This window comes from Streptomyces microflavus (genome assembly GCF_014650075.1).
Classification (GTDB): Bacteria; Actinomycetota; Actinomycetes; order Streptomycetales; family Streptomycetaceae; genus Streptomyces; species Streptomyces microflavus.
This window is the reverse complement of sequence record NZ_BMUG01000004.1, coordinates 700,813-707,212: the sequence shown is the minus strand read 5'-3', so window position 1 is coordinate 707,212 and position 6,400 is coordinate 700,813. Positions and strand designations below refer to the sequence as shown.

General features: G+C 68.4%; 7 protein-coding genes. 2 read left to right on the top strand and 5 right to left on the bottom strand.

Annotated features, from left to right (window positions below; all coding sequences use genetic code 11):
- Window positions 1–350: 350 nt before the first annotated feature.
- From IE264_RS15385 to thyX, 3 genes are all read right to left on the bottom strand, one after another.
- Window positions 351–2,036 carry a ribonuclease J gene (locus IE264_RS15385; RefSeq protein ID WP_015611852.1) on the bottom strand — a complete coding sequence of 562 codons (1,686 nt, stop codon included), beginning with the start codon at window positions 2,034–2,036 and terminating at the stop codon, window positions 351–353.
- Between the two features lie 137 nt (window positions 2,037–2,173).
- Window positions 2,174–3,073 carry a 4-hydroxy-tetrahydrodipicolinate synthase gene (gene dapA / locus IE264_RS15380; protein WP_015611851.1) on the bottom strand — a complete coding sequence of 300 codons (900 nt, stop codon included), beginning with the start codon at window positions 3,071–3,073 and terminating at the stop codon, window positions 2,174–2,176.
- 152 nt (window positions 3,074–3,225) lie between these two features.
- Complete coding sequence (thyX, locus tag IE264_RS15375) at window positions 3,226–3,963, bottom strand: FAD-dependent thymidylate synthase (protein WP_030569294.1); 738 nt, start codon at window positions 3,961–3,963, stop codon at window positions 3,226–3,228.
- Between the two features lie 215 nt (window positions 3,964–4,178).
- Between thyX and IE264_RS15370 the strand changes: the two genes are divergently transcribed.
- Complete coding sequence (locus IE264_RS15370; RefSeq protein ID WP_015611849.1) at window positions 4,179–4,418, top strand: hypothetical protein; 240 nt, start codon at window positions 4,179–4,181, stop codon at window positions 4,416–4,418.
- Between the two features lie 118 nt (window positions 4,419–4,536).
- Window positions 4,537–5,088, top strand: a complete 552-nt coding sequence (locus IE264_RS15365) for an SCO5741 family PH domain-containing membrane protein (protein WP_015611848.1) — start codon at window positions 4,537–4,539, stop codon at window positions 5,086–5,088.
- Between the two features lie 79 nt (window positions 5,089–5,167).
- On the opposite strand, the gene IE264_RS15360 is transcribed toward IE264_RS15365, so the two are convergent.
- Window positions 5,168–5,620: a tetratricopeptide repeat protein gene (locus tag IE264_RS15360; RefSeq protein WP_015611847.1), complete on the bottom strand. Its 453-nt coding sequence runs from the start codon at window positions 5,618–5,620 to the stop codon at window positions 5,168–5,170.
- A gap of 10 nt (window positions 5,621–5,630) precedes the next feature.
- On the bottom strand, window positions 5,631–6,383 hold the full coding sequence (gene dapB / locus IE264_RS15355; RefSeq protein WP_032757356.1) for a 4-hydroxy-tetrahydrodipicolinate reductase: 753 nt from the start codon (window positions 6,381–6,383) through the stop codon (window positions 5,631–5,633).
- Window positions 6,384–6,400: the final 17 nt, after the last annotated feature.

Below are 6,400 nucleotides of genomic sequence, written 5' to 3'. Positions count from 1 at the left end.
CTATCAGACTCTTTCGTGTCCGATTCCCGGTCGAAGCGGGTCAAGCGGTTTTCGCTTTCGAGGTTCTTCGCTTTCGCGTTTTCCCTTTCCGGCGGTTCCAACTTTACCAGACTCTTTTCCGTTCCGTTTCCGGTCCGAATTCGATTTCCGGTGGCCTGTGGAGTGGCCTTGCCTTTCGGCGGATCCGACTTTATCAGAGATTCTGAGTCGGAATTCCCGCCCCGTCGGGGTGTCTCCGGCGCACGAGTGCGCGCGGTGCTTCCCGGTCGAGCGGAGCCGTAAACGTACTGGAGCGGGGCGCCCCGATGCAAATCGAGGGGCCCCGCTCCCGTACGGGCTGGTCAGGAGGGTCAGACCTCGACGACGACCGGGAGGATCATCGGGCGCCGGCGGTAGGTGTCGGACACCCACTTGCCGACGACGCGGCGGACCATCTGCTGGAGCTGGTGGGGCTCCATGACGCCGTCCTGTGCCTGCTTGTCCAGGGCTTCCTGGATCTTCGGGGTGACGCCGACGAACGCGCTGTCGTCGATGCCGGAGCCCCGGGCCTGGATGTGGGGGCCGCCCACGATCTTGCCGGAGGAGCTGTCGACCACGATGAAGACCGAGATGATGCCCTCGTCACCGAGGATGCGGCGGTCCTTGAGGGAGGTCTCGGTGACGTCGCCGACGGAGAGGCCGTCGACGTACACGTAACCGGCCTGGACCTTGCCGACGATCTTGGCCTTGCCGTCGATGAGGTCGACGACCACGCCGTCCTCGGCGATGACGATGTGGTCCTTGGGCACGCCCGTGAGGGCTCCCAGCTCGGCGTTGGCCCGCAGGTGGCGCCATTCGCCGTGGACCGGCATCAGGTTCTTCGGCTTGCAGATGTTGTAGAAGTACAGCAGCTCGCCGGCCGAGGCGTGGCCCGAGACGTGGACCTTGGCGTTGCCCTTGTGGACGACGTTGGCGCCCCAGCGGGTCAGGCCGTTGATCACGCGGTAGACCGCGTTCTCGTTGCCGGGGATGAGGGACGACGCCAGGATCACCGTGTCGCCGGGAACGATCCGGATCTGGTGGTCGCGGTTGGCCATCCGGGAGAGGGCCGCCATCGGCTCGCCCTGCGAGCCCGTGCAGACCAGCACGACCTCGTCGTCCGGGAGGTCGTCGAGGGTCTTGACGTCGACCACCAGGCCCGCGGGGACCTTCAGGTAGCCGAGGTCACGGGCGATGCCCATGTTGCGGACCATCGAGCGGCCGACGAAGGCGACCCTGCGGCCGTACTCGTGGGCGGCGTCCAGGATCTGCTGGATGCGGTGCACATGGCTGGCGAAGCTCGCCACGATGATGCGCTTCTGCGCGTTGGCGAAGACCGTGCGCAGGACGTTGGAGATGTCCCGCTCGGGCGGTACGAAGCCGGGGACCTCGGCGTTCGTGGAGTCGGAGAGGAGAAGGTCGATGCCCTCCTCGCTCAGCCGGGCGAACGCGTGCAGGTCGGTGAGACGGCCGTCCAGCGGGAGCTGGTCCATCTTGAAGTCACCGGTGGCCACGGCCATGCCCGCGGGGGTGCGGATGGCGACCGCGAGGGCGTCCGGGATCGAGTGGTTGACCGCGATGAACTCGCAGTCGAAGACGCCGATGCGCTCGCGCTGGCCCTCGGTGACTTCGAGGGTGTACGGGCGGATGCGGTGCTCCTGGAGCTTCGCCTCGATGAGCGCGAGGGTCAGCTTCGAACCGATCAGCGGGATGTCCGCCTTCAGACGCAGCAGGTACGGGACACCACCGATGTGGTCCTCGTGGCCGTGCGTGAGGACGATGCCCTCGATGTCGTCCAGGCGGTCCCGGATCGTGGTGAAGTCCGGCAGGATCAGGTCGATGCCCGGCTGCTCCTCCTCGGGGAAGAGGACGCCGCAGTCGACGATGAGCAGGCGGCCGCCGTACTCGAAGACCGTCATGTTGCGGCCGATCTCGCCCAGGCCGCCGAGCGGGGTGACCCGCAGGGCGCCCTTGGGGAGCTTCGGGGGGGTGCCGAGTTCAGGGTGCGGATGGCTCAAAAGACTCTCCTTAACCACACGCGCCACGTACCGCTGAGGCACGTGGCGCGCATGTCATTCGTGCACTTGCTGTTGTCTGGGGTCGTGCTCTCGCGAGGTGCCTCGCTCGTTCCGTCATTCAGTTGTGAAGTCTGTGGTTACAGCTGTACCCCGCCGGCGGCCAGGTCGATCTTGAGCTGGGCCGTCTCCTGGGCGGTGAGTTCCACCAGGGGCAGGCGCAGCGGTCCGGCCGGGAGGCCCTGGAGCGTCAGCGCGGCCTTGGTCGTGATCACGCCCTGGGTGCGGAACATGCCCGTGAAGACCGGGAGCAGCTTCTGGTGGATCTCGGTGGCCTTCTGGACGTCGCCGCTCAGGTGGGCCTCGATCAGCGCCCGCAGGTCGGGGGTGACCATGTGGCCCACGACGGAGACGAAGCCGACCGCGCCGACCGAGAGGAGCGGGAGGTTGAGCATGTCGTCGCCGGAGTACCAGGCGAGGCCGGACTGGGCGATGGCCCAGCTGGCGCGGCCCAGGTCTCCCTTGGCGTCCTTGTTGGCGACGATCCGCGGGTGGTCGGCCAGCCGTACGAGGGTCTCCGTGTCGATCGGGACCCCGCTGCGGCCGGGGATGTCGTACAGCATCACGGGCAGGCCGGTGGAGTCGGCGATGGCCGTGAAGTGCCGCAGGAGGCCTTCCTGCGGCGGCTTGTTGTAGTACGGCGTGACGGCGAGGAGCCCGTGGGCGCCGGTGCGCTCGGCCGTGCGGGCGAGGTCGACGCTGTGGCGGGTGTCGTTGGTGCCGATGCCGGCGACCACGTGCGCCCGGTCTCCGACCGCTTCGAGCACCGCCCGTACGAGCTGGTCCTTCTCCGCGTCACTGGTGGTCGGGGACTCACCGGTGGTGCCGTTGACGATCAGTCCGTCGTTGCCTGCGTCCACCAGATGGGCGGCGAGCCGCTGGGCGCCGTCGAGGTCGAGAGCGCCGTCCGCCGTGAAGGGCGTGACCATAGCGGTGAGGACCCGCCCGAAGGGGGTCTGCGGAGTGGAGATCGGAGCCATGGGTAACACGCTACTCGCTGCTCAGCGCGTGGTCCCCCCTCGGGGGGACGGGGAAGAGGAGCCCGGCACTGCCTGCTCGGGGGTTCAAGCAGTGCCGGGTCCGTTTGATCAGCCTAGATGAACTTCTCGAAACGCCGCAATACGGACACCGCTTACGGGGCTACTCGTCCATTTTTGTTGAAGGCCGCATGAGTGAGCGGCATGAGCTGCGCCCAGTGGGCTTCCATCTGCTCGCCGACCATCTCGATCTCGCGCTGCGGGAAGGACGGGACCTTCGCCAGCTCGTGCTGGGTGCGCAGGCCGAGGAAGTGCATCAGGGAGCGCGCGTTGCACGTGGCGTACATCGTCGAGAAGAGACCGACCGGGAGGACCGCGCGGGCGACCTCGCGGGCCACGCCTGCCGCGAGCATCTCCTGGTAGGCGGCGTACGAGGCCCGGTAGGAGTCCTCCATGGCGCGGGTCGTGAGGTCGTACTGCTCCTCGGTGCCCTCGACGAACTCGTACTTGCCGGGGCGGCCCTGCTGGACCAGCTTGCGGGAGGTTCCGGGGACGTAGAAGACCGGCTCCAGCTCCCTGTAGCGGCCCGATTCCTCGTTGTACGACCAGCCCACGCGGTGCCGCATGAACTCGCGGAAGACGAAGATCGGGGCGCTGATGAAGAAGGTCATCGAGTTGTGCTCGAACGGGCTGCCGTGCCGGTCCCGCATGAGGTAGTTGATCAGCCCCTTGGACCGTTCCGGGTCCTTGGTGACCTCTTCCAGCGACTGCTCGCCGGCGGTGGAGACCCGGGCGGCGAAGAGCACGTCCGCGTCGCCCGCGGCGCTTTTCACCAGGTCAACGGTGACATCGCTACGGAAGTGGGGCTTTGCGGGTTCGGGGGTGTCGGTCACCGGCGGGGGTCCTTCCAGGGGCGGCGCTCGGGCGGCGACCACTTTACGGGTCACTTGCTTGCACGCATGCACCCGTTGCTTGCATGCAAGCAAGTGAGTCGGGCAGCCGTTCGTGGAGTCCTTGAAACGCAACGGCGATTCGGGGCACCGATCCGGCCCTTCGTACGTCTGACTCATTAGCAGCACCCGTCACACAGATCAAGGAGAGTTTCCTCATGTTCCGCCGGCGTGAATCCGTCCCGTTCTCGTTCGTCGCCGAGTCCGACCGGTTCCGCAGCAACGTCACTCCCCCTCCTGCCGTCCGTGCCAGCGTTCCCGAGCTGCTGGGGCGCTCGCTGATCGGGCTGACCGTGGTCGCCGGGCTCGTGGGCTCGCTGCTGCTGGGCCTTCCGGCGCTCGACTCCGGGCAGTCCGCCTCGCACGGCAAGCAGTCCGAAGCGTCCCAGGGGCGCTGAGTACGTCCCAGGGCCGCTGAACTACTCGTACGGACCCCCTGGGGTGGTCTGGGCGGGGGCGGCCTCGGTAGCCTCACCGGGCACAGCAATCGAGCGTGCTTGTGAGTGAGGATGAGTCGTGCCCCTGCCCTTTCTGACGGCCGACCGCGCATTCGATGCGAGCGCGGAGGACGTTGCGCTGCCGTTCGACGACCACGACAGCTGGCGGCGGCCCTACCGCCCCGGCCCGTGGCGGGTCGCGGCGGCGGCCGGTGTGTTGTTGCTGGCGTCGTTCGTTCTGCTCGCGGCGATGATCATCGCTTTCGCCGGAGCGCCTTCCGGTGCCGTGGTGTGCCTGCTGCTGGCCGGTGCGCTGATCGGTGCCGCCCTGCGGCTCCTGCGCGTCGGCGCGTGGGTCAGTCGGCACGGTGTGCGGCGCGTGGGGTTCTTCCGGACCACCACAGTGCCGTGGGGGGCCACCGCCTCCGTCCGTACGGTCCAGCAGCCCGTCAAGTGGCTGGGGCTGCCCCGTACGGTGCAGGGCCAGGCCCTGATCGTGGTCCGGCAGAACGGGGAGACGCTGCCGCCGCTGACGTCCGACCACAACGCGGACTTCCTCGGGCGTGATGAGGCGTTCGAGCGGGCCACGGATGCGGTTGAGGCTTGGGCGGATGAGTATCGGCACGGGTGAGCCGTTGCCGTGAGACGTGAGTGAGCCCGGGGCCCTTGTGGGGTCCCGGGCTCACCTGCGTACAGCGTGAAAGATGTCCTCAAACGCCGGACGGGCTTGAAGTACGCAGCGCGATTGCTCTCTGCATGGCCTTGCGGGCTCTTGGGGTGTCCCTCGCGTCCTGGTAGGCGACCGCCAGCCTGAACCAGGTGCGCCAGTCGTCCGGGGCGTCCTCGGTCTCCTCGCGGCGCTTGGTGAAGACCGCGTCGGCGGAGTCCCGGTCGATGCGGCCGGACGGGGTGCGGAGCAGGTCGTCGACCGGCAGGCCGCCCTCCGCCTCCAGCTCGGCGGCCAGGGCGTTGGCGCGCCGGGCGAACTGGGTGTTCTTCCAGAGGAACCAGACGCCGATCACCGGCAGGATCAGCACGGCTACGCCGAACGTGACCGTGAGCAGCGTGCCGTGCCGGATGAGCATCAGACCGCGGCCGCCGACCAGGACGAAGTAGAAGACCAGGACGGCGGCGGTGATGAAGTAGGTGATCTTCGCGCGCATGGGGGCCCAGTCAGTTCAGGTCGAGGAAGTGTTCCAGGCCGAAGGTGAGGCCGGGAATGGTCACCACGCGGCGCACGCCGAGCAGGATGCCCGGCATGAAGCTGCTGTGGTGGAGGGAGTCGTGGCGGATGGTGAGGGTCTCGCCCTCGCCGCCGAGCAGCACTTCCTGGTGGGCCAGCAGCCCGCGGAGGCGGATCGCATGGACCGGGACGCCGTCGACGTCCGCGCCGCGGGCGCCGTCCAGGGCGGTGGTCGTGGCGTCCGGCTGAGGGGCGCTGCCCGCCTTCGCGCGGGCCGCCGCGATGAGCTGGGCGGTGCGGGTGGCGGTGCCGGAGGGGGCGTCGACCTTGTTGGGGTGGTGGAGCTCGACGACCTCGACGGACTCGAAGTAGCGGGCGGCCTGCTCCGCGAACTTCATGGTCAGGACCGCGCCGATGGAGAAGTTCGGGGCGATGAGGACGCCGGTCTCCGGGGAGTTCTCCAGCCAGGCGTTGAGCTGCGCGAGCCGTTCGTCGGTCCAGCCCGTCGTGCCGACGACGGCGTGGATGCCGTGCCGGACACAGAAGTCGAGGTTGCCCATCACCGATGCGGGGGTGGTCAGCTCGACGGCGACCTGGGCTCCCGCCTCGGCGAGGGCCTCCAGCTTGTCGCCCCGGCCCAGGGCCGCCACCAGCTCCAGGTCGTCGGCGGCCTCGACGGCTCGTACGGCCTCGGAGCCGATCCGGCCGTTCGCACCGAGAACGGCTACGCGCAGCTTGCTCATCTTGATTCCTTAAGGGG

What these genes read in the sequence shown, in the direction of transcription:
- dapA (WP_015611851.1), bottom strand. Translation starts at nt 3,073, where the DNA reads ATGGCTCCGATCTCCACTCCGCAGACCCCCTTCGGGCGGGTCCTCACC.
- IE264_RS15370 (WP_015611849.1), top strand. Translation starts at nt 4,179, where the DNA reads ATGTTCCGCCGGCGTGAATCCGTCCCGTTCTCGTTCGTCGCCGAGTCC.
- IE264_RS15360 (WP_015611847.1), bottom strand. Translation starts at nt 5,620, where the DNA reads ATGCGCGCGAAGATCACCTACTTCATCACCGCCGCCGTCCTGGTCTTC.
- dapB (WP_032757356.1), bottom strand. Translation starts at nt 6,383, where the DNA reads ATGAGCAAGCTGCGCGTAGCCGTTCTCGGTGCGAACGGCCGGATCGGC.